General features: G+C 30.9%; 29 protein-coding genes, 1 pseudogene and 1 other annotated feature. Of the genes and pseudogenes, 24 read left to right on the plus strand and 6 right to left on the minus strand.

What is annotated here, in order from left to right:
- Positions 1-25: 25 nt before the first annotated feature.
- Positions 26-430 (minus strand): tyrosine-type recombinase/integrase, encoded by a 405-nt coding sequence (locus HYG84_RS10305; RefSeq protein WP_212376704.1) that lies wholly within the window; start codon positions 428-430, stop codon positions 26-28.
- A 238-nt stretch (positions 431-668) separates the two neighbouring features.
- Between HYG84_RS10305 and HYG84_RS10310 the strand changes: the two genes are divergently transcribed.
- The 13 genes and pseudogenes from HYG84_RS10310 (at position 669) to HYG84_RS10370 (ending at position 7,570) form a co-directional block, all read left to right on the plus strand.
- Positions 669-902: a hypothetical protein gene (locus tag HYG84_RS10310; protein WP_249168579.1), complete on the plus strand. Its 234-nt coding sequence runs from the start codon at positions 669-671 to the stop codon at positions 900-902.
- 461 nt (positions 903-1,363) lie between these two features.
- Positions 1,364-1,705 (plus strand): annotated as a pseudogene (locus HYG84_RS20870) (IS91 family transposase); the annotation flags it as partial.
- A 239-nt stretch (positions 1,706-1,944) separates the two neighbouring features.
- Positions 1,945-2,349: a GNAT family N-acetyltransferase gene (locus HYG84_RS10320; protein ID WP_212376710.1), complete on the plus strand. Its 405-nt coding sequence runs from the start codon at positions 1,945-1,947 to the stop codon at positions 2,347-2,349.
- A 122-nt stretch (positions 2,350-2,471) separates the two neighbouring features.
- Complete coding sequence (locus tag HYG84_RS10325) at positions 2,472-2,579, plus strand: N-acetylmuramoyl-L-alanine amidase (protein ID WP_249168580.1); 108 nt, start codon at positions 2,472-2,474, stop codon at positions 2,577-2,579.
- A 298-nt stretch (positions 2,580-2,877) separates the two neighbouring features.
- Complete coding sequence (locus HYG84_RS10330) at positions 2,878-3,072, plus strand: hypothetical protein (RefSeq protein WP_212376712.1); 195 nt, start codon at positions 2,878-2,880, stop codon at positions 3,070-3,072.
- Positions 3,073-3,499: 427 nt separating this feature from the next.
- Complete coding sequence (locus HYG84_RS10335; protein WP_212376715.1) at positions 3,500-3,676, plus strand: helix-turn-helix domain-containing protein; 177 nt, start codon at positions 3,500-3,502, stop codon at positions 3,674-3,676.
- 588 nt (positions 3,677-4,264) lie between these two features.
- The gene (locus HYG84_RS10340; RefSeq protein ID WP_212376718.1) at positions 4,265-4,420 is read left to right on the plus strand and encodes a hypothetical protein; all 156 of its coding nucleotides are present in this window, start codon (positions 4,265-4,267) and stop codon (positions 4,418-4,420) included.
- Between the two features lie 194 nt (positions 4,421-4,614).
- Positions 4,615-4,818, plus strand: a complete 204-nt coding sequence (locus HYG84_RS10345) for a hypothetical protein (RefSeq protein ID WP_212376721.1) — start codon at positions 4,615-4,617, stop codon at positions 4,816-4,818.
- A gap of 181 nt (positions 4,819-4,999) precedes the next feature.
- A complete protein-coding gene (locus tag HYG84_RS10350; protein WP_212376724.1) occupies positions 5,000-5,191 on the plus strand; it encodes a hypothetical protein in 192 nt (63 codons plus the stop codon).
- 165 nt (positions 5,192-5,356) lie between these two features.
- Entirely contained in the window at positions 5,357-5,524 is a 168-nt protein-coding gene (locus HYG84_RS10355; protein ID WP_212376727.1) for a small, acid-soluble spore protein, alpha/beta type, read from the plus strand.
- A 206-nt stretch (positions 5,525-5,730) separates the two neighbouring features.
- Positions 5,731-5,961 carry an AbrB/MazE/SpoVT family DNA-binding domain-containing protein gene (locus HYG84_RS10360; RefSeq protein ID WP_212376729.1) on the plus strand — a complete coding sequence of 77 codons (231 nt, stop codon included), beginning with the start codon at positions 5,731-5,733 and terminating at the stop codon, positions 5,959-5,961.
- The gene (locus HYG84_RS10365) at positions 5,954-7,135 is read left to right on the plus strand and encodes a macrolide family glycosyltransferase (RefSeq protein ID WP_212376732.1); all 1,182 of its coding nucleotides are present in this window, start codon (positions 5,954-5,956) and stop codon (positions 7,133-7,135) included. The genes HYG84_RS10360 and HYG84_RS10365 overlap by 8 nt, the downstream gene beginning before the upstream one ends.
- A 288-nt stretch (positions 7,136-7,423) precedes the next feature.
- Positions 7,424-7,570, plus strand: a complete 147-nt coding sequence (locus tag HYG84_RS10370; protein ID WP_212376735.1) for a hypothetical protein — start codon at positions 7,424-7,426, stop codon at positions 7,568-7,570.
- Between the two features lie 73 nt (positions 7,571-7,643).
- Here HYG84_RS10370 and HYG84_RS10375 read toward each other — a convergent pair whose 3' ends face one another.
- From HYG84_RS10375 to HYG84_RS10390, 4 genes are all read right to left on the minus strand, one after another.
- A complete protein-coding gene (locus HYG84_RS10375) occupies positions 7,644-8,051 on the minus strand; it encodes a YmaF family protein (RefSeq protein WP_330655430.1) in 408 nt (135 codons plus the stop codon).
- Positions 8,052-8,408: 357 nt separating this feature from the next.
- Entirely contained in the window at positions 8,409-9,812 is a 1,404-nt protein-coding gene (locus HYG84_RS10380) for a ferrous iron transporter B (protein ID WP_212376738.1), read from the minus strand.
- Positions 9,802-10,596 carry a FeoB small GTPase domain-containing protein gene (locus tag HYG84_RS10385; RefSeq protein ID WP_212376741.1) on the minus strand — a complete coding sequence of 265 codons (795 nt, stop codon included), beginning with the start codon at positions 10,594-10,596 and terminating at the stop codon, positions 9,802-9,804. The genes HYG84_RS10380 and HYG84_RS10385 overlap by 11 nt, the downstream gene beginning before the upstream one ends.
- Before the next feature lie 34 nt (positions 10,597-10,630).
- Complete coding sequence (locus HYG84_RS10390; RefSeq protein ID WP_212376745.1) at positions 10,631-10,888, minus strand: FeoA family protein; 258 nt, start codon at positions 10,886-10,888, stop codon at positions 10,631-10,633.
- Between the two features lie 211 nt (positions 10,889-11,099).
- Here HYG84_RS10390 and HYG84_RS10395 point away from each other — a divergent pair, with 211 nt between their 5' ends.
- The 7 genes from HYG84_RS10395 to HYG84_RS10425 all read left to right on the plus strand — a co-directional run bounded on the left by HYG84_RS10395 (position 11,100) and on the right by HYG84_RS10425 (position 18,255).
- Positions 11,100-11,570, plus strand: coding sequence for a metal-dependent transcriptional regulator (locus HYG84_RS10395; protein WP_330655431.1), 471 nt, complete (start codon positions 11,100-11,102; stop codon positions 11,568-11,570).
- Positions 11,571-11,833: 263 nt separating this feature from the next.
- On the plus strand, positions 11,834-12,745 hold the full coding sequence (gene ytxC / locus HYG84_RS10400) for a putative sporulation protein YtxC (protein ID WP_212376748.1): 912 nt from the start codon (positions 11,834-11,836) through the stop codon (positions 12,743-12,745).
- Positions 12,746-12,926: 181 nt separating this feature from the next.
- The gene (locus HYG84_RS10405) at positions 12,927-13,526 is read left to right on the plus strand and encodes a DUF445 domain-containing protein (protein ID WP_249168581.1); all 600 of its coding nucleotides are present in this window, start codon (positions 12,927-12,929) and stop codon (positions 13,524-13,526) included.
- Positions 13,527-13,692: 166 nt separating this feature from the next.
- Positions 13,693-13,907, plus strand: a binding site (T-box leader).
- 169 nt (positions 13,908-14,076) lie between these two features.
- Positions 14,077-15,987, plus strand: a complete 1,911-nt coding sequence (thrS, locus tag HYG84_RS10410) for a threonine--tRNA ligase (RefSeq protein ID WP_212376751.1) — start codon at positions 14,077-14,079, stop codon at positions 15,985-15,987.
- A gap of 211 nt (positions 15,988-16,198) precedes the next feature.
- Positions 16,199-16,501: an ArsR/SmtB family transcription factor gene (locus HYG84_RS10415; RefSeq protein WP_212376754.1), complete on the plus strand. Its 303-nt coding sequence runs from the start codon at positions 16,199-16,201 to the stop codon at positions 16,499-16,501.
- Between the two features lie 330 nt (positions 16,502-16,831).
- Positions 16,832-17,488: an ABC transporter ATP-binding protein gene (locus HYG84_RS10420; protein WP_212376757.1), complete on the plus strand. Its 657-nt coding sequence runs from the start codon at positions 16,832-16,834 to the stop codon at positions 17,486-17,488.
- Positions 17,485-18,255, plus strand: coding sequence for an ABC transporter permease (locus tag HYG84_RS10425; RefSeq protein WP_212376760.1), 771 nt, complete (start codon positions 17,485-17,487; stop codon positions 18,253-18,255). Before HYG84_RS10420 ends, HYG84_RS10425 begins: the two co-directional genes overlap by 4 nt.
- Positions 18,256-18,493: 238 nt before the next feature.
- On the opposite strand, the gene ftsH is transcribed toward HYG84_RS10425, so the two are convergent.
- On the minus strand, positions 18,494-19,921 hold the full coding sequence (gene ftsH, locus HYG84_RS10430; RefSeq protein ID WP_442860806.1) for an ATP-dependent zinc metalloprotease FtsH: 1,428 nt from the start codon (positions 19,919-19,921) through the stop codon (positions 18,494-18,496).
- Between the two features lie 731 nt (positions 19,922-20,652).
- Between ftsH and infC the strand changes: the two genes are divergently transcribed.
- The 4 genes from infC (at position 20,653) to HYG84_RS10450 (ending at position 23,286) form a co-directional block, all read left to right on the plus strand.
- A complete protein-coding gene (infC, locus tag HYG84_RS10435) occupies positions 20,653-21,111 on the plus strand; it encodes a translation initiation factor IF-3 (protein ID WP_442860807.1) in 459 nt (152 codons plus the stop codon).
- Between the two features lie 20 nt (positions 21,112-21,131).
- A complete protein-coding gene (gene rpmI / locus HYG84_RS10440; protein WP_012159827.1) occupies positions 21,132-21,326 on the plus strand; it encodes a 50S ribosomal protein L35 in 195 nt (64 codons plus the stop codon).
- Positions 21,327-21,357: 31 nt separating this feature from the next.
- Entirely contained in the window at positions 21,358-21,717 is a 360-nt protein-coding gene (gene rplT, locus HYG84_RS10445; protein ID WP_212376763.1) for a 50S ribosomal protein L20, read from the plus strand.
- A 213-nt stretch (positions 21,718-21,930) separates the two neighbouring features.
- Positions 21,931-23,286: a TrkH family potassium uptake protein gene (locus HYG84_RS10450; protein ID WP_249168583.1), complete on the plus strand. Its 1,356-nt coding sequence runs from the start codon at positions 21,931-21,933 to the stop codon at positions 23,284-23,286.
- Positions 23,287-23,292 lie beyond the last annotated feature (6 nt).

Here is a 23,292-nt window from a genome sequence, read left to right on the forward strand (position 1 = left end):
TCGCCTCCAAATAAATACAAAAATATTATTTTATTTTTTCTACTGCTTGGTTGAATAAATCAGCAGTAGATTTTTTTATATCTTCTTTTACATGAATATAAATATCATCCGTTGTACTTACTCTTGAATGTCTTAGTCTTTTAGATATTTCCTGGCTAGATGCACCTAACTCAAATAATATAGTTGCATGGGAATGTCTTAGTGGTCTACCATCTTCCCAGCTACATACAAAATCTAACTCTATTCCGGTTTTTAATTTGTGTTTTTTATATTCTTTATCTATTTGCTTTAGTTTATCCAGTAGATCGTTTGTCATAGCTACTGTGTCTTTTGAAGATTCGGTTTTTGGTCCTTCTAACACTGGACCCTCTTTTGTTTTTTCAACCATATCAGGAGATGTAGCATAGTCAACTGGATTTTTATCGATCATATCTCAACCTACAGCCTTATCCATATACTGTAGAATTATTTATTAAAACGATTAGAAAGAAACAAGCTGTACATTATGAGAAATAGCGATGTAACTATTAAAATTTAAAATAATAATGTTCTTTAAAAACTGAATAATACGGTATTGAAAAATCAAGAATTTACTATAATAATATAGAAATACAGTATAATTTTGTTAATAGGTAAGTAGATAGTAATTCGCAAAGGGGTATGAGATAATGAAAGCAAATTTATCAAAAATTTTATTTGGTATTGGCACAGTATTATTGATATGCTTTTTAGGTGGTTTAGTGTATATAACCTATGATTATAATACAAATACGGCTTATACCTATGGTTCTACACCATTGTACGTTTATTACTATATTCATGGTTTCATATTTTTGCTACCAAGTATTCTATGCTTTATAGTATCTCTAGTATTAAAACTAAAGTCAAAGATTAAAGCTTAACTAAAATAGCAAAGTAGGACTTTAAATTATATAGATATTCATCATGAAATATAAATATTTTATCTTAATACCGTATTATTCAGAAATGAATAAGCGGTATTTTTTATGTGATAATCTAAGGTTTCTGTACAGATAAATTAAAAAGGGGGCATAAGATGCTAGGGATAAAAACATATAAGGATCTACAATTAGAAAAGGAAATAATTGAGGATAGAATAGAACAATTAAAACAAAATCAAAAGCTTTTAGCCAAGGAGTTAAGAGGTCCAGTAGATATAGCTGCTATAGATTATTCTAAAGATAAAGGAGTAGGGATAACTCCAAGACAATTAGAGGGTGTGCTAGTGGAAACTATGCAATTGGACAGTATGATTTACCTAGAGGAAGAAAGATTAAAGAATACTATTAGGACTATACAAAAGATTGATGCAAGATTACAACAGCTAGAGGGATTACATTATAGAAGGTATGGATTATACTCTCGAAGAAGAAATAAAATATCTAAGCAAATAGTTCATTTGTACAATTTTATTAAACAAATGTCTATAGAAAAGTTACTTAAAGATAAAAAACAAGAATTAGAAAAGAAAAAGTCTTGGAAAGAAAGGATTATAGAGAATTTTGCTAGGAATCCTCTTTTATGTACTAGATGCAAAACTGAAAAAATTTTATGGAAGATATGGCATAAAGACTATGGGTTAATATATGATATAAAGGAGACTAAGAATGTGGAGGATATATCATATGAGTCCTTTAGTGGAACACCGTTATGTAGAAAAATCATACAAATATCACTGTTTTGAATGTAAGTATTGGGAATGGGCTCCAGCTGATGTAGTAGATGAGTTCGCTGATGTGTATGTTTATTGCAGAATAGGAAATTTATACGACACAATTAACACCTAGAAGAGCTTTTTATGCCCTTCTTACAGTCGTAGGGCAAACACATATAAATTTTTAGGGCTTGGCCCTTTTATTTTCATGGATTAATAAGTATAATTTATTATGTGAAGCAAAAGAAAAGAGGGGAAGGAGATTTAACTTGAATATAGATATTTCATATGAAATTCCAAATTCAAAAGAGTATAATAATTTAAGGATAATTGCAGGATTGAGTCCTAAGGATGAAGCAGCATCAGAAATAGGATTGAAAAATTCTATTTTTATGATTACTTTAAGAGATTCTGATAAATTAATTGGTATGGGAAGAATTATAGGAGATGGAGGATGCCTTTATCATATAGTAGATATCGCTGTTGCTCCTTCTTATCAGGGTAATGGATTCGGTAATTTAATTATGTCAGAAATAACTAAATATCTAGATAATCACGCACCAAAAGGCTCCTATGTAAGCCTAATTGCTGATGTTCCAGCTGATAGATTATACAAAAAGTTTGGATTTGATTATTCAGCACCAAAGTCTGTTGGCATGGCAAAAAGGTATTAAAATTAAAATTAACATTATCTAATACCTATATTTTATTTAACAAGAAGAGAATAGGTTTAATTTTACAAAAAAAGAACTTGGTTAACCCAGGTTCTTTTTAATTCTAGAAAGCAGGTGAAGTTATGCAAAAATATATAGTAGTTATAGACCCAGGCCATGGTGGAAGTGATCCAGGAGCAGTAGGTCCTACAGGATTAAAAGAAAGCCATATATATTGCAAACAAAGATGAAGCCAATTATATATCACACCTCACTCAGTTTCGAAAGGTAGTAAAATATATGTTTTCTTTTATCTTCTTAATTATTTATATTATGTTGTGCGTATTGACGTAAGTTTTTTAATTGAAAAAGATAAAGGGAACATAATTAGGGTAGAGCTTAGGCTATACCTTTTTTTATTTTCAACATGAAATATAGAACAGTTTATATGAAATTGCATAGTATGTATTACAACTAAGTATAGTCCTAAAAGGTAAATTAAGTTGTGTATTTAGCAGTACTTAAAATAAAAAAAGGTAGGTGTAATACATGGGCGGATGTGATAGAGGTTTTGGTGGTTTTTTTGGAAATCGAAGTAGCTTACTTTTCTTCTTCTTGATCTTAGTGATAATTTTCTGTAACAGTGGTATTTTTAAAGGATCAGGAGATAGCTTATTATTCTTCTTCCTATTACTTGTTGTACTATTTTGTGGATGCGGACGTGAAGGATTCTTATTCTTCTAAAAAGAAGATTAACAGAATTGGGGTAGAGCTTGGCTTTACCCTGATTTTGTTTTTGAAGAATTTTAACAACTAAATTTAATGTTTTGGGGAGTGATAATTAGATAAAAATAAAAGCCCCTAAGGGCTTAAATCATTGCTACTATTTTAGATATTTTCTACATCGTAGTATATACTATTAGATATTGAAGACACTCTAATTGTTCCATTTTTCATTAAATCAGTAGAAGTTTTTTTGGTAATCAAAAGCGAATTTTCATTTATCATATGAATACGATATCTTGCAAAAATATATAAAAAAGGATTGATATATATCAAATTATTGTCAATATGAACAAATCCAGCTATTAAAATAAAATTGTTCAAAATGAATCCTATGAGGTATTAGAAAAATATCAAAATTATTATCAGAAATTTCCCAAATTAATTTATGGAAGATAGGTTGATTATGCAAAAACTAGCCTATAAATTAAAAGAAGTAGCTGAAATGCTAAGCGTAAGTTACTCAACTATATTTCGTATGGTTGAAAGGGGAGAAATAGCTACAGTAAAAGTTAGTACTGTAAGAAGAATACCATTGTGGGAAGTAGAACGATTAGTGGGCTAATAAAGGAGGATTAGGTTATGAAAGAAAAAAATTAAAAGTCGCTATCGTTAACCCAGAAGCTATAGACGGAGCAAAGAAAAAATTTACAGAATGTGTTTTTAAAGCATATGAGAAAAAAATATATGAGGAATTAGAAAAATTAACTAAAGAAGAACAGGACAAAAGCAAAATAGATGAGTAGAGGTGAAAATATGACGCTACAATAGCTTGAAGAACAAAGGCCAGCAAAGACACCTGTTATAGTAGCTGCTAAAATAATGCAAGTGACTCCGGGGTTTTTGCAGATGGGACTACAACAAGATATCATTATATATCATAAAAAAGAACCTCCTTGTGTTTGGTTTCTGGACAAAACCATTAAACCACAAAGAGGTTCTTTTTTTATTGTTAAATTATTTCCAATGTCAATCTGTAATTATTTCTTTGACGCAACACTAGAAGCTTAGGCTCTATCTTTTTTATTTTTATCCAGATATATCACAATCTATAGGTCATTTCATAATATATATTAAAGCTACTAATAATTTTAAAACAGAAAGAAAGGCTGTATACATAGTAGCAATTGAAATTGAAAAGGTGGTGTAACATATGAGTCAAAACGTTGAAAATAAGGGTTTATTTGGAGGCTGTGGTTGTGGTGGTTTTTTCGGAGGCGGTTTCATTTCCTTCATCTTTATAATTATTATAATATGTTTTGTATTTGGACTATTTGGACGTGAACGTAGATGCGGGTGTGGATGCTAGTTCTGTAATTGTAAAAGACAAAAGAAATGTGATTAGGGTAGAGCTTAGGCTTTACTCTTTTTTATTTTCAACATAAAATATAGAACAATTTATACGAAATTTCATAATATATATTACAGCTAAGTATACTCCTAAAAGATAAATTAAGTTGTGTATTTAGTAGCATTTAAAATAAAAGAAGGTAGGTGTGATATATGTCTGAAATTGCTAAAAAAGGTGGAGGTTTTGGTGGTTTTTTTGGAAATCGAAGTAGCTTACTTTTCTTCTTCTTGATCTTGGTTATAATTTTCTGTAACTGTGGCCTTTTTAGAGAATCAGGAGATAGTTTGCTTTTCTTCTTCCTATTACTTGTTGTACTATTTTGCGGATGCGGACGTGAAGGATTCTTATTCTTCTAAAAAGAAGCTTAACAGAATTAGGGTAGGGCTTAGGCTCTACTCTCTTTTTTATTTATTTTGTATTAAAGATATCACAGTTTATATGAAATTTCATAATATATTATAGCTACTAAAATTTTAGAGCAGAAAGAAAAAAGTTCTATACTTAGTGGTAATTAAAGTAAAAAGGCAGGTGTGATATATGTCTGAAATTGCTAAAAAAGGTGGTTTCTTTGGAAATCAAAGTAGTATGCTTTTCTTCTTCTTGATCTTGGTTATAATTTTCTGTAACTGTGGTATTTTTGTAGAATCAGGAGATAGTTTACTTTTCTTCTTCCTATTACTTGTTGTGCTATTTTGTGGATGTGGACGTGAAGGATTCTTCTTCTTCTAAAAAGATGGGTTAACAGAATTAGGGTAGAGCTTAAGCTCTACCCTGGTTTATACTTTACAGTTAATTTAAATCGAATAGTTGGATCCCATTTGCTACTAAGCCCTAAGCTAGAAATTATTTCATAAGTTAAAGGTAAGTAGTTTACATTTTTATATCTTCTTTTACGTGGATATAAATACCATCTGTAAGAAGGCATTAAATGAAATGAGACTTGAAATAGCTGAAGAATTGGGTTTTACGAATAATATTACTGAAGATAAGAACAATTCACTTGTACATGAACAAATTAAAATTGGCGGTAACATGACAACAAGATCAGTAGGAATAGGATAAAACCCACAGTTGTATGTTATACTAGATCAAAAAACAACCTTCTGTGTGTTAATGAGTTGTACAGAATGAATAAATTTTATATTTTGTCTGTTGTAAGTATTATATGTACTTGCAACTTTTTTATTTTTAATTGACTTTTGTATTTAGTGAAAATATAATATAGTTATATAATTCATACTTTTCATACTGAAAGGAGAGCATTGAAAATGAAACAACACAATGATAAATATGCATGGGCTGTCAAGATAGGGGAAAAAGGACAATTTGTTATACCAAAGAAAGCTCGTGACATTTTTGATATCAAGCCAGGTGATACAATTATTGTACTTGCCGATAAAAAGAAAGGAATTGCTATTCCGCCAAAGTCAATGTTCGCAAAACTGGCGGAAACAGTTTTTGAGGGGGATCTATCCGAAATGGAGGATGACTATGAGTAAGATCGTGTTTTTTTGTATTCCTGCACACGGACATACTAATCCTACAATAGAAGTGGTTCGAGAATTGACATTAAGGGGACATGAGGTGTGGTACTACTCATTTGAAGAATTTAGAGAAAAAATAGAATCAGCAGGAGCTAAATATATTTCGTGTGACCCTTTTCTTCCTCCAACACCCATAGATATTGATAAAAAGGTTGGGAAAGATTTTGCAGCACTGATCGAAATGGTCGCTGATACTACAATTAGTCTTGATAAAGCAGTTTGTTCAGCACTAAAAGAATTCAGTCCGGACTGCGTTGTTTCAGATTCGATATGTTTTTGGGGCAAACTTTTCTCTATAAAGCTTAAGATTCCATTTGTTTGTTCAACAACTACCTTTGCTTTTAATCAATATACAGCAAAGATGATGAAACCGGGATTGAAAGAGACGTTTCGTATGCTTACAGGAATGCCGAGAATCAATGCAAAAATGCGAATGTTAAAAGAACATGGTTATGATGTGGATGATTTTTTTAAGATTATACAAAATGATAATGATACGAATACTATTGTTTATACATCGAAAGAATTCCAACCTATGTCAGAAACATTTTCGGACAAATATACATTTGTTGGGCCATCAATTGCAGATGTTGATGTAGATGTTGCACCAAAACAAAATCCGATTATATATATTTCTCTGGGAACCGTTCTGAATAAAAATGGATTGTTTTATAAAAATTGCATTGAAGCTCTGAACGATTGTAATTTCGATGTTATTATGTCAGTAGGTGATAAAACAGATATATCATCGTTGGGAATAATACCAAATAATTTTGATATAAAGACAAGAGTATCTCAAATCCAAGTCCTTAAGAATGCAGATGCTTTTATTACGCACTGCGGAATGAATAGTGTTAATGAAAGCATATACTGCGGCGTGCCAATGGTGCTTTTTCCTCAACATTCCGAACAAAGGCTCGTTGCTGCCCGTGCAGAGGAGCTTGGTGCAGGTATTAAACTTAATGGAAATAAATCAAAGCTTATAAAAGAAGCAGTTTATGAGGTGTTCAATAATAAGTTATATAAGCAAAATGCAGAAAAGTTAGCCAGCACCTTTAAAAAGGCCGGTGGTGCTTCGAAAGCTGCTGATGCAATTGAAAGTGTTATAATATCTTCCAGTAATTTTTAATACGATATGGGAATTCGAATGCTATTGAGAGTGTAATATAACTTTTAATCCATTACTCATGTAGGATTATGTCCAATTTACTGATAGTTGCCAAATGACTCGTGATTGCGATATCACAATTTGTAGATCATTTCATAATATATAGTGCAACTAAGCTAACCTTTAGTTAGCCTAGTTGTTTTTTAGTTTTTAAAACATTCCAACGTATAAATTATATGCTATATAACAAAATATTAAAGTATCAGTAATATTATCCATAATATATGAGAGGAGAATGTATATGGGAGCATGGAAAAAACACTCAGGTTTCTTACTATTTTACTAGTAGTTATTATTGGGTTAGTCGACTGTCATACTTCGAAGATACCAATAAATGAAAGAATTAGAACTCCTGTTGGAAAAACAACTGAAGAAACAACTCTAGTAAAACCTTAGACACAATCTCCTAAGACAGGATATCTACAAAAAGGCAATTTGCCTAGTAACGACAAATTGTCTCAATAATCTCTTACGCTAAAGGTGATAAAGGATCTTCAATTAATGTGGTAAAGGTAGTTTCATGGAAATGACCATCATCCATTGTAGTTCTTGCTGTAACAAGATGCACGTGTTTACCACCACCTACATTAATAGCAGGGCCAGTTTCAGCCGCAAGTTCGTGGTGGTGATTCATGAAGAAATCAGTGTTTGTAAATAACCCATGTTTATGATTACCGCCTGGCAATGGAATTACTTCACTTGTAACACCAGCAAGGCGATGGTTATGACGATCGTCACCTTCTTCTGCTAATTTAACACTACCTAAAAATTCATGGTCATGTGTTTGAGAGTTCTCTTCAGGGGGACGAGGGCAATGACATCGGTCATCCTGGTAATATTGTTCATCGTCGTAGTTTTTATATGAAGATTTCATCATTATTATACCTCCTATTAAAGTTTTATAAAACTTACATATAGATCTAATACTTTTTGGTCTCCTATGCGGTTTTACACTACATTATATCGAGATGTATCCAATGTGTGCTATAGAGTAAAATATATTTATAACTTGAGTCTCGTAAAAATAAAGGAGAATCCTTAAGTATCTTAAAACTTGGTTTTGAGGAAGTGTTATTAAAAAGCGTATAGAAAGTATTGAAAATAAATCTATGGAAAAATAGTAGATACATAAGTAAAATGCAAAGAGATATAGTTCTTTTTCTAGAAAATCTAATAATTATTACAATAATAAAAAATGATGAGATTTAGAAATCTCATCATTTTATGTATTATACTAAACTAATCCTAATAATCTAGTAGATTGGGTTATTACGAATAAAAGGATTATTGCAATAGCAGTTGGCATTACTGTACCAAATAAGGCCCATTTCATGCTACCACTTTCTTTTTTTATGGTCCAAACTGTGGTACCGCAGGGAAAGTGAAGTAATGAAAATAGCATAAAGTTTAATGCTGTTAACCAGGTCCATCCATTGGCGAAGAAAAGTTCCTTCATGGCTTGAATGCTATCTAGCTCGAGCATTGCTCCTTCTGTCATATAGCTCATTATTAAAATAGGGAGGACTATTTCATTTGCTGGAAATCCTAAAATAAATGCCATTATTATAAAGCCATCTAAGCCAATTAAATTTGCAAAGGGTTCAAGAAAAGTGGCACTATGGTTTAATATGCTTTGTCCTCCAATACTTATATTAGCTAGTAACCAAATCACTAATCCTGCTGGAGCCGCAACCGCTACTGCTCTACCTAGTACAAATATTGTTCTATCGATAAGAGATTGATATACTATTCTACCCAATTGCGGTTTTCTATAGGGTGGAAGTTCTAAAGTAAATGAAGATGGTACACCCTTTAAAAGAGTTTTAGAAAGTAACCAAGATACTAATAATGTTATTGCGATACCAAATAAAACTAGAACTGATACAAAAAAAGATGCGGCTAAAGTGCTAAATTGACTGGTAACGAAACCGCCAACAATAATAGTTGATAGAGCTATTAATGTTGGAAAACGGCCATTACATGGAACAAAATTATTTGTAAGCATTGCAATGAGTCTTTCCCTAGGAGACTCAATAATTCTACAGGCAATTACGCCTGCAGCGTTACATCCAAACCCCATGCTCATAGTGAGAGATTGCTTTCCGTGGGCACCAGCTTTTTTAAATAATCTGTCTAAGTTAAATGCTATACGGGGCAGATAGCCTAGATCTTCTAGCAGTGTAAAACAAGGGAAAAAGATTGCCATTGGGGGTAGCATTACGGATATAACCCAAGCCAGAGTCCTATATACACCCAATATTAATATTCCGTGAAGCCATTCTGGGGCATTTGCCGCCATAAACCAGTTGGTTAGATGTGCTTCTATTCCAAAGAACATATCTGAAAGCATTTTAGAAGGATAATTAGATCCAACTATTGTTAACCAAAATACAAGCCCCAATAGTAAAAACATTATTGGGAAACCTGTATACTTTGAAGTAAGGATATCATCTAGTTTTTTATCCCAATCAACCTTTTTATGGTTTTCCTTGGATACTACATTTTTAGCTATACTTTCCGCTTGTATATATATGCTGCTAACGATAGTATCTTTTAATTCATGTTGTTTTTCATTATACATTTCATTTTGCAAAGTTTTTAATGCATTATATCGATTAAGGTCTCGATTAGTACTCATATATACAAGCCTCCTCTTTTTCTATAGATTGTGTATTATAGTCGAATAAAAATTTGCCAATTGAATCTAGTATTGTTGTATCTCCTTCAATTAATCTTAGCGCTACCCATCTGCTATTTAATTTATCTTTTAAAATATTTTGCAATCTTTCAGAAAGTTTATCAATTTCTTCTTCTACTTCCCGGGGATATTCAATTGTTTTAGGAAATGTGTTTTCAATTCCTAAGGCAATATTGTAAGTTCTATCCATTAGTTCATTTAGACCCGATCCATTTCTTGCTGTAGTAGCTACTACAGGAATCCCGAGTTTTTCTTCTAATCCTTGTATATTTACTGTAATGCCCTTCCTTTTAGCCTCATCCATAAGATTTACACATAAAACAACCTTATCTGTTAGTTCCATTACTTGCATAACTAGATTTAAGTTTCTTTCAAGGCAAGTGGCATCAGTAACAACTATGGTAGCATTGGGTTGACCAAAGCATATAAAATCCCTTGCAACTTGCTCCTCCACTGAATTAGCTAATAGTGAATAGGTGCCAGGCAGATCGACAAGAACAAATTTTTTATCCTTATGAGTATAATTCCCCCTAGCATTTGCTACTGTTTTTCCAGGCCAGTTGCCTGTATGTTGGTTAAGTCCAGTTAAGGCATTAAATACTGTACTTTTTCCCACATTTGGGTTGCCTGCTAATGCAATTACTAATTCGTCATCACTACCTAATTTAATATTAAATTTTTCGCTTAGCACTGCTTTTCCACAGGACTGATGAGTTAATCCCATAATGTTTCCTCCTCTACTCTTTACTATAAATAAATTAACTAATTAATTTGACTAAAATTTGATCTGACTCTTCTTTTCTTAAGGCAATCATTGCACCTCGGATATTATAAGCAATTGGATCACCTAAAGGACTTTTTCGTATAATCTCTATAATTGTTCCTGGAATAAGACCTAAGTCTAACATTCTTCTTCTTGGTAGCCCAGTAGATAAAAGATTCGAAATCTGAACTTTAGATCCTACGGGCATTTTAGAAAGAGAAATAGATTGTATGTACACATGTTGTTCTTTCATAGTTAGCCTCCTTTAAATAAATAGTGAATATTCTATAAAATTTTGAATTATAATCAAAAGTTAGTTTAAGCTACAAAAAGTTACCTTAAGCTAACTTAATGTTCTCCATATAAAATATGAATTTGAGTAGATATATGCAACTTGTCTAGCATAAAATATTTATTTAAACATATATTTTACAAGAATATTTTTACTTTAAAGAGGTGAAATAATGAGAGAAGATTTCTTTACTTTTAGTGAATATATAAAAAAAGATCAAGGTTTACTAACTCCATCTATGGAAGATTATGTTGAAATGATATATAGATTATCAATGCATAATGGATACACCAGGATAAATGAGTTATCTGAGTCATTAAATGTACAACCTCCTTCAGTTACTCGAATGGTGCAGAAATTAGCTGATATAAATATGGTTAATTATGAAAGATATGGGAAAATCACTTTAACAGAGAGTGGAATACTAAAAGGTAATATGTTACTTATGCGTCACAATATAATAGAACGTTTTCTTAGATCAATAGGTGTATTTAGAGGAATATTGGAAGAAACAGAAAAAATAGAGCATACGATAAGTAAAGAGACATTGGAGTGCATAGTGAACTATTTGAGTTTTTTAAAAGAAAATCCAGATATTGAAAAAAAATTTGAGACTTACAGAGAATCTAGAGTAAATGAATAAATTTACTCTGTTTTTTTAGGTGAGGAAATTGCATAATTCAAAGTCTGAAATTAAAACAACTATATATTGTATGTTGATCGCTTTAAATATACAGTATATATAAAATTTTTTATAAAAAGTTAAATATGCAATTTTCTCAGGTATATAAGAGCATAAAAATTGTTAGCTATCGGATTAATTTCAATATTATGTAATACGTATCACTAGAATAGTATTAAAGATTAGGCATATACTACTATTACAGCAGAAGGGAGTGATGACAATTGAATTTACTGGCTATTTTGGCAGAAAGAAGTGCAAATAAAGTGCAAGAAAAAATACAACCGATACTTGAATCCTTTTATAATGAAGGTATCGATGTAGAAGAAAGAATATATTATATAGAACCTCTTTATTATTTAAACTATAGTGTAGATACTGAAAATATAAGAAACTATCCAATTGATGATTTTATAAATATATTTAAATTTTGTATAGCTAATGCTCTTTGTGAGTATATAAAAGATATTGAAGAACCAAGTTTGATTCGTCATATAATAAGTACAGATTATTATTATTTCGATGTGAAGGAAAGATTAGAAATATATAAAAATTCCTTAGATATATTAAATGAAGAAAATATAGATATATTTTTTCAAAAACATGGAGTTGCTAATGCTAAATCTAAAATTCTACAACATTTAATTGATTACTTAAATACTAATACTCAAATTAATTTAAGTGGGTTTATCTTATTTAGATTAAAAGATTATTTACTAGAGTTAAATGAAACTGTTGAAAAAGCAGTAGAAGATTTTTTAGTAGACAAGGAATATAATGAGTTTATTAAGTTATTGAAATACTTTGTAGACATTCAAGAGGCTAAATCTGATATAGTTAATGTGGTTTTTGATGAGGAGGCTAAGTTTAGACTTTATGATAAACATAGTTGCCTTTTAAATAATGACCATATAAGCAGTATTGCAGTAGAACTTGCAGAAAGCAATATTAACCAAGATGATTTACTTATAAGTGCTTTGATAACTCTCGCACCTAAGGAAATATTTATCCATAATATATCCATGCTTAAAACTAGTGAAATTATTAAAACTCTAGAAAAAATATTTCCAGATAGGATACATTGTTGTAATAGCTGCGAATGGTGTACTGTGCAAATTAATGCTAATAAGGAATAAACATCTATCCCCCAAAAACAGGGGGTTTTTTACGTCTATTATGGACATCATATTTATATCGTGATATAATTCTTTCTATAGTATAGGAATGTGTCCTTTTTTATCCTATTTTGTTGGATAAGAGAGAATACTTTCATATACTTATATTTATATTTAAGGTATATATAGGAGAGATAAAATTATGGTCGTACAATTACTAATATTAGCTATAGTAGGTGGCGTTATAGGTTGGATTACAAATCTATTAGCAATTAAAATGTTATTTAGACCCTTTCAGCCCGTTAGTATTCCTTTAATTAATTTTAAGATACAAGGACTTATACCAAAACGTAAAGCAGAAATAGCAAGAAGTATAGGGCAAACTGTGGAAACTGAGTTATTATCAATAGAAGAAATTATCGATAAATTAGTTAAAAGCAATAATAAAGATGAAATTTTAATATTACTTAAAAACAAGATAACAGTAATTGTTGCAAATCACCTTCCTTCTATTATTCCATCTACTTTTAAAGGAATGATTTCAAAATATATTAATGATGTAATAGATGAAGAAGGCGATAAAATAATTACAGAGGCTATAGAAAAAATGATTGAGAAGGCTACTACTAGTATAGAACTTAGTAAAATGATAGAAGATAAAGTAAATGAGTTTGAGATGGAAGAACTAGAGAGAATAGTTGTTAATATAGCGAAAACTGAACTAAAACATATTGAAGTATTGGGTGGTATACTTGGTTTTATAATTGGTATTTTTCAAGGTATAATTATTTTATTATTGTAAATTATGCTGTTTCTACTGCTGTTGCAATAGTCGGCTTATCTTATGGTGCTGTGATTTCTGCAGGAATGCAAGTATTCATCAAATGTTTTTAAAAAATTGATAATTAACTTGACAAAATTGGTATTAACTATTATAATTATGGAAATATTATAAAATAACTCAATATTTTATTGCATTGAAGGGGAAGAGTAAATTAGTCCCAATATTAAGAGAGGAAGCATCGTGGCTGAAAGTGCTTCTATATATGGATAGTTGAAAACTACCTCTGAGCTGTTACCTATTAGCTAAATGGTGAAAGGATAACCGGTGACTCCGTTACAGTCCCAAAAGTGGAAATATCAATTTAGGTGGAACCGCGGGAATATATCTCTCGTCCTATTAGTTTTAATAGGATGAGGGATTTTTTTATTGTACATTATAAAATAATAATCTTCTAATTATTGAGGGTTTATAGAAAAGTGAAAAGTTGGGGATATTTCAAGTGTAATAGTATCAGATAACTTTTATATAAAGTTTAAAACAATAAAAATAAAGAATAGGAGGAATAACTATGTCAAAAGTAAATGTTAAACTAAAAGATGGTTCAGTTCGTGAGGTAGAGAAGGGAACATCTATATTAGATTTTGCAAAACAGATTAGTGAAGGGCTTGCACGTGTAGCTATAGGTGCAGAATTGAATGGAGAAAGTGCTGACTTAATGACTACTATAGAAGAAGATTGTAATTTAAATATTTTAAGGTTTGAGGACGAAAATGGAAAAGACTTTTTACGTCATACAAGTTCTCATATTCTAGCTCAAGCTGTTAAACGACTTTATCCAGGTACAAAGCTAGCTATTGGACCATCTGTAGATAATGGATTTTATTATGACTTTGACTCTGATCATACTTTTACACCAGAGGATTTAGAAAAGATTGAAAAAGAAATGCAAAATATAGTTAAGGAAGATCTAGCTTTAGAAAAATTTGTTCTTCCTAGAGATGAAGCAATAGATTTTGTTAAAAAACAAGGTGAAGATTACAAAGTGGAATTAATTCAAGATCTGCCAGAGGATGAAACAATATCCTTCTATCGTCAAGGTGACTTTGTAGATCTTTGTGCAGGACCTCACGTGCCTTCTACAGGAAAAGTAAAAGCGATTAAACTTTTAAATATTGCAGGCGCATACTGGAGAGGTAGCGAAAAGAATAAAATGCTTCAAAGAATTTATGGAACATCCTTTACTAAAAAAGCCGATTTAGAAGAATATCTTAATAGATTAGAGGAAGCTAAAAAGAGAGATCATAGAAAAATAGGTAAAGAGCTAGATTTATTCAGCTTAAATGAAGAAGGACCAGGTTTTCCATTCTTCCATCCAAAGGGAATGGTTATCAGAAACATACTAGAGGATTTCTGGAGATCAGAACATGTAAAACGTGGTTATGATGAAATAAAAACACCTGTTATTTTAAATGAGCAGCTTTGGAAACAATCAGGACACTGGGATCACTATAAAGAAAATATGTATTTTACAAATATTGATGATATGAATTATGCTGTAAAACCAATGAACTGCCCAGGATCTATTTTAATGTTTGATAGAAAAAAACATAGTTATAGAGATCTTCCTATTAGAATGGGTGAGTTAGGATTAGTTCATAGACATGAATTATCTGGAGCTCTACATGGACTTATGAGAGTTCGATGCTTTACACAAGATGATGCTCATTTATTTATGCTACCAGAACAAATTAAGGACGAAATAATTGGAGTAATAGATTTTGTTGACTATGTATATAATACTTTTGGTTTTAAATACCATATAGAGTTATCTACAAGACCAGAGGATTCTATGGGATCAGACGAAGATTGGGAAATAGCTACAAGCTCACTAAGAGCTGCTCTTGAAGAAAAGGGTTTACCATATAAGATTAATGAAGGTGACGGGGCATTCTATGGTCCGAAGATCGATTTCCATTTAGAAGATTGTATTGGACGTACATGGCAATGTGGAACAATTCAATTAGACTTCCAAATGCCTCAAAGGTTTGACCTATCCTATGTTGGAGCTGATGGTGAAAAACATAGACCAATTATGATTCATAGGGTAATTTTTGGAAGTATCGAAAGATTTATTGGTATTTTAATCGAACACTACGCAGGCAAGTTCCCAACATGGCTTGCTCCAGTTCAAGTTAAAATACTACCAATTACAGATAAGCACCTTGAGTATTCATTAAAACTTGAAAAAGAAATGAAGCAAAAAGGAATCCGTGTGGAAGTAGATACAAGAAATGAAAAGATAGGATATAAAATAAGAGAAGCACAACTTTCAAGAGTTCCGTATATGTTAGTAATTGGAGACAAGGAAGTAGAATCAGGAGAAGTAGCAGTTAGATCTAGAGATAAAGGTGATTTAGGTGCTGTAACAGTAGACAACTTTATTAATGATACTATTAAAGAAATTGAAGAGAAAAGATAATATGATATAAGAAGAGTAAATAAATTTAGAAGTTAAATATATTAAAATTTACCCTATAGAATAGATAAACTTAAAAATCTACTATAGGGTTTTTTTTGTGATTCTTATTATAAAATGTATTTTAAAAATTTGGACAAATACATTGACACTTATCTATGTCTAGGTATATTATTGATATAGATAAATGTCTATATATTTAAATAGATTTAATATGGAGGTGACTAGATTAGATAAAGATTATGCACAATACGCATTGTTTATGAAAGCACTAGCAGATGAGACGAGAGTAAAGATATTTGATATGCTTTCCAAAGGAGAACTTTGTGCTTGTAATATACTTGAGGATTTTGATATAACGCAACCTACACTTTCATATCATATGAAAATATTGAGCAAAAGCGGTTTAGTAGACAGCCGGCGTGATGGCGTATGGATGAAATATTCGATTAATAAAGATGGATTAGATTTGTTAAAAAATCTCTTTGATTATATTAGTGAAAGCATTAGAAAGTAAAATAAGGCTATGTAAAAAATATTAAGGGGACGGCTTCTATGATTATTTTTGAATGGTTAAATAATCAACTACTTAAAATGGAGTGGCTCTATAATTGGGTAACACTATTAATGCAAAATATATTTGGAAATTAATCTTTTAGATAACAATAGCTTAGTAGGCATCAAAATTTATTATACAATAATGTGTAGGCATACTGGAATTTATGGACATAATGTAGATAGTCTACATAGAAATAAGATTTAAGTAGAGTTAACACTTAATCTGAATCAAGTTTTATTTATTATCCTTGATATAATAAATTATAAATAGGCAAAGGAGGTGGATATTATGTCCCTACTTGAATTTCAAAATGTATTTTTTATGGATGATAATCGATCAATACTTGATGATATAACAATATCAATTAACTCTGGAGATTACATTTCTATTGTCGGACCATCCGGTAGTGGTAAAAGTACCTTTCTTAAACTGTGCGGCCATCTTATAAGCCCTACTATGGGAAAAATAATATATAGAGATAAATCTATAGAGGAATATAATCCTACTGATTTAAGAAAGAATATATCTTATTGTTTTCAAATTCCTTATCTTTTTGGAGATACAGTTATGGACAACATATCTTTTCCATATTCAATAAGAAATAGTAAGGTAGATTTTAGTAGGGTAGAAGAACTTTTTTCTGTTTTTAAGATTGATATAAACTATTTAAATAAAGATATAAAGAATCTTTCAGGTGGAGAAAAACAGAGAATAGCCCTTATTAGGACATTGTTATTTATGCCAGAGATACTTCTTTTAGATGAAGTGACTTCTGCTCTTGATGTAGATAATAGCTTGATTGTGGAGAGCGTGATGAAATCCTTGAATAAGGATGGTACTACTATATTATGGATAACACATAACCTAGATCAAAGTAAAAGAAATGCGAATAAATTATTAACTATCGAAGCTGGAAAAGTAAAATCTTTGGAGGTGTTAAAATGAATGAGACTAATATTATAACTAATTCTTCACTTTTAATATCCTCATCTCTTGTATTAATATCTATACTATTTTCCTATTCACAAAACTTAAAGCTCGAGAAAGAAACTATTATTGGTGTAGTTAGAGCAATAATACAATTAACTATTGTTGGTTATCTTCTCAATTACATATTTGGACTTGAGAATCCAATATTTACAACATTGTTACTTTTATTTATGGCATTCAATGCTTCGTATAATGCTTCTAAAAGAGGTAAGGTAATTAGAAATGGAACGTTAATATCGTTTATTTCAATATCGGTAGGAACAATAAGTACTTTAATCATTCTCCTATTATCTGGTGCAATTAAATATGAACCATATCAGATTATACCCGTAAGCGGAATGATTATAAGTAATTCAATGGTAGCTTTAGGATTATGCTATAGACAATTGGGTGCAGATTTTAAAAATAAAAGAGAAGAAATTGAAACTAAGCTTTCTCTTGGGGCAGATATTTTACCATCATCTATTGAAATAATTAGAAATTCAATTAAAACAGGGATGCTACCAACAATTGATTCCACTAAAACATTGGGTATAGTTTCTTTACCTGGTATGATGACAGGTCTTATACTTGCTGGTACTTCGCCTGTTCAGGCGATTAAATATCAAATTATGGTAACGTTTATGCTTCTTTCAACAACGTCTATATCATCTTTCATAGCCTGCTATCTATCATATAAAAACTTTTTTAATGAAAGAAAACAATTGTTGCAAAAGATATAATTTTTTTAGCCACTCTAAACGGAAAGAAGCTAGGCAGGCAGCTATGTATAAAAAAAGGTACGAGTTTATAAACGCAATACTTGGATTTGCTGAAAGCTATAGAGACGAAGTAAAGATCATGTAAAGAAAGTTTTTATCATAAATATAATAAAATGAGCTTAGAAATGCACATACTTTCTAAGCTCATTTTATTATAAATTTAGGTATAAATTTAGTTATAAAAAACGCAACAAATATTTTATACAGCTTCTAGCTTCTCTTTTTCATCTTTAGTTTCAGGTGTTGGAGGGAAATCTCCTAATAATTCATCTAACTCGCTACTATTTAAAGTTTCTCTTGTTAAAAGAGCAGTAGAAATTTTTTCTAGCTCGTTCCTATATTTTTTTAAATAATTATAAGTTGTATTGTAACACTCATATATTATTTTGTTAATTTCCTGGTTTATAGAATCACTTAAAGAGCGTATCATACTAGGCTCGTTATAAATAAAGCCTAGATCACTCATACCATATTCACACACCATCTGCATAGCAACCTCAGTTACCTTTTTTAGGTCATCCTTTGCTCCAGTAGATAAATGATTAAAAATCAATTCTTCAGCAGCTCTGCCCCCTAGCATTACCATCATTTTATCGCATAGTTCTTCTTTAGTTAAAACATATCTATCTTCTTGTGGCATATGTATAACATAGCCTAATGCTTGTCCTCTAGGAATTATAGAAACTTTGTGGACCATATCTGTACGTAGTATTTTTCCTACAAGGGCGTGGCCAGCCTCATGGTAGGAAACAACTTCTTTTTCCTTAGGTAAAATGGTAGGATTTTTAACTTGTAGCCCTGCAATTACCCTTTCAATGGCTTGTTCAAAATGAGCTATTGTAATTATATGTTTATTCTCTCTAACCGCAATTATTGCAGCTTCATTTGCAACATTCGATAAGTGTGCTCCACTCATACCGTGTGTTTTACGAGCTAAATCAGAAATGCTTATACTTGGATCTAGAGGTTTATTTCTTGTATGTACCTTCAAGATCTCTTCTCTTGCTTTTACATTCGGATTGCTAATATACATGTGTCTATCAAATCTACCAGGACGAAGTAGTGCTTCGTCTAAAAGATCTATTCTATTGGTAGCTGCAATAACTACTACAGTCTGATCTGTATTAAATCCATCAAGTTCAACTAATAATTGATTTAGAGTTTGGTCTTTCTCATTATTACTATCTAGATGACGTTTAGCTCCAATAGCATCAATTTCATCAATGAAAATAACACTAGGTGCTTCTTTTCTAGCTTTTTCAAAAAGTGTACGTATTCTTTTTGCCCCAACACCTACATATTTTTCAACAAATTCTGAACCACTGGCAGAAAAGAAGGCAGATTTTGTCTCTCCAGCTACAGCAGAGGCAAGTAATGTTTTACCTGTTCCAGGAGGCCCATGAAACAGTATGCCTTTAGGGATTTTGGCTCCCATTTTTTTGTATTTCTCCGATTGATTAATAAAGTCAATGACCTCTATTAATTCTTCCTTTACCTCTTCCAATCCCGCAACATCTTGAAATGTAACCTTTGGTTTAGTAAAAAACTCATTGGAGTTTTGATCTTTTTCTTTCTTTTCTGTATTTATAGTAGCATGTGCATATTGAGGATTTTTATCTAATTTCATATAATAGATAAAAAGCAGTATGGTAATTCCTAAAATTAACAAGCGGTCTCCGGATGTTAATCTATTAATTAATGAGCTATTTGTCCATCTGACAAAGTTAGAAACAATGTTTAATGCTACGAATATACAAAGGACAATCAATATTATTTTCTTTTTTAATTTTATTTTTACTTTCACTTACTCACCCACCTTTTATAGTCTTTAATGTTATAGTGCCCAAAAAAAATTTAAACATAAATATTATAGATATAAAAAATGCAGGAAAAAAATTCATATTATATTGTATAGTAAGGATATAATAAATCTAATAATATAAAAAAGTATTGACAAAACAATTTATGGCTGTTAAACTATACAAGTAAAGAAAGTAGAAGACGTCCGCTTCTCACCTTACAACTATAGTTAGTAAGGTTAATATTTTGATTGTATTCATTGTGTTTTATCAATGACAGTCATATTGAATCTATGCGGATAGTCTAACTATCCGCTTTGTTTTTGTATAATAGACTATACTTTTATAATTATAGGTATTTCTAAAGAAGTAGAAGATTGACAATACTTTGAGCATTTGAAATTTTAAAACACAAGCTTTAAAATTAAATGCGATAGGAGTCAATGCGATAGCATAAGACAACTTTAAAGTTTTCAAAAAATATAGGAGGTGTCAAGTTATTAAAGAAATTAATGAACAGCAAATTAATGAAGAGATTAGAGAGAAAGAAATAAGAGTAATTGACACAAATGGTGATCAATTAGGCATTATGTCAGCTAAAGATGCTCAGAAAATTGCAAACAGCAAAAGCTTAGACTTGGTAAAAATCGCACCTCAAGCTAAACCACCTGTTTGCAAAATTATGGACTACGGAAAATATAAGTATGAGCTGGCAAAGAAAGAAAAAGAAGCAAGAAAGAATCAAAAAATCGTGGATGTTAAAGAAATAAGACTTAGTCCAAGTATTGAAGCACACGATTTAAGTGTTAAGGCTAACAATGCTATTAAGTTCTTGAAAAGTGGAGATAAGGTAAAAGTTAGCATGAGATTTAGAGGAAGAGAACTTAATAATATAAGTAAGGGTCAAGGTGTAATTAAACAGTTTGCTTCCATGCTTGAAGAAGTAAGCGTTGTTGAAAAGGAAGCAAAACTTGAAGGAAAACAAATGATTATGATTTTGGCTCCGAAAAACGCATAATTTGAAGGGAGGAAACACTAATGCCAAAAATGAAAACTCATAGAGGTGCAGCAAAAAGATTTAAAAAGACTGGTACAGGTAAAATTAAAAGAAGTAAAGCTTATACAAGCCATATTTTAACTAAGAAGTCACCTAAGAGAAAAAGAAAGCTTAGAAAAGCTGGCATAGTATTCAAGGGCGATCAAAGAAGAATAGCACAATTATTACCATATTAGATAACGTAGGAAGAAAAGGAGGTTGTAAATAATGGCTAGAGTTAAAAAGGGTACTGCTGCCCATAAAAAACATAAAAAAGTTTTAAAGTTAGCAAAAGGTTTCAGAGGAGCTAGAAGCAAACTGTTTAGACCAGCTAACCAATTCGTAATGAAAGCGTTAAAACATGCTTATGTTGGTAGAAAATTAAGAAAAAGAGATTTCAGAAGACTTTGGATCACAAGAATAAATGCTGCAGCTAGAGCAAATGGCATTTCTTATTCAAGACTTATGAATGGCTTAAAGCTATCTGGTATTGAAATGAATAGAAAAATGTTATCTGAAATGGCTATTTATGACAAAGAAGGTTTTGCACAATTAGTTGAAACAGCAAAACAAAAATTAAACGCATAATTTAGAGTCCTTATTAATAAGGACTCTTTATAATTTTATATAATATCTAAAATTATTATAATATATGTTTCTTGATTGTATGTTAATAACGTATTAGGATAAATATAGTATAGATTGTTAGAGAGATTGGTAATACTCTATAAGTATATATATATTAAATAAAATAGTTAAATAAAATTAAGTGTATAAGATATATATGGACGGTGTTAAAACATGAGTATTAAAATAGATATGCATAATATAAAATTGAAGCCTACACAAGTTCTTGTAATCGGATTTGCAACGATAATTTTAATTGGAGGATTATTGTTAAATCTACCAATTGCATCTCAAAATGGGGAAAGTGTAGGTTTTATTAATGCTATTTTTACTGCTACATCAGCAGTATGTGTAACTGGCTTATCTGTTGTGGATACCGGTACCTATTGGACCGCATTTGGAAAGACTGTTATTCTATTCCTAATACAAATAGGTGGTTTAGGATTTATGACATTGGCTACCATGTTTTTTATTATATTAGGAAAGAAAATATCTTTAAAGGAAAGATTAATTATCCAAGAGGCTTTTAATCAGAGTACTCTAGCGGGGCTTGTGCGGTTTTCTAAGTATGTTTTAATAGTGACTTTCGCAGTAGAGGGATTAGGTGCTTTGTTTCTTTCCTTGAGGTTTATACCACAATATGGATGGATAACTGGCATGGCCTATTCGATATTTCACTCAGTTTCAGCTTTTTGTAATGCAGGTTTTGACTTAATCGGTAATGGAAAAAATTTAATGCCCTATGTCTCAGATCCTATTGTATCTCTTACGGTTTCCTTTTTAATCATTATTGGAGGGATTGGTTTTTCTGTTATAACTGATGTGTTTACTAATAAAAAACTTAGGAAACTATCTCTTCATACTAAAATGGCATTATTAATTACTGCACTGTTATTGACAATAGGCACTATTGGTTTTATAGTTTTAGAATGGAGAAACCCTGATACCCTAGGAAACCTAAATTTAGGTGGTAAGTTTCTATCTGGTTTTTTCCAATCAGTAACCGTTAGAACAGCAGGTTTTAATACCGTTGACTTTGCTCAAATGAGAACTGCTTCAAAATTATTAGCCATTATTCTGATGTATATTGGAGGATCTCCAGCATCTACAGCAGGTGGGATTAAAACCACAACCCTTGGTGTAATTCTCTTTACAATTATTTCTGTTATTAAGGGTAAGAGTGAAACCGAATTGTTTAGAAGGAGAATATCTAGAGATATAGTTAATAGAGCTATAACAATTGCTATTATAGGTATATTTTTAATTATTTTTGTTACAATGATACTATCTATTACTGATAGTCAATTTAATTTTATGGAAATTTTATTTGAAGTTGTGTCTGCCTTTGGTACTGTTGGTTTAACCCTAGGAATAACACCTCTATTAAGTGCACTTGGTAAGACTCTACTTATTTTTATGATGTTTGCTGGTAGAGTAGGTATACTTACAATTGCATTTGCACTGGCGAGACAGCAACATAAATATAAAGGAAATATTAAATACCCAGAAGGAAAAATTTTAGTAGGATAGGAAGGA

The organism is Alkaliphilus sp. B6464, from assembly GCF_018141165.1.
GTDB lineage: Bacteria > Bacillota > Clostridia > Peptostreptococcales > Natronincolaceae > Alkaliphilus_B.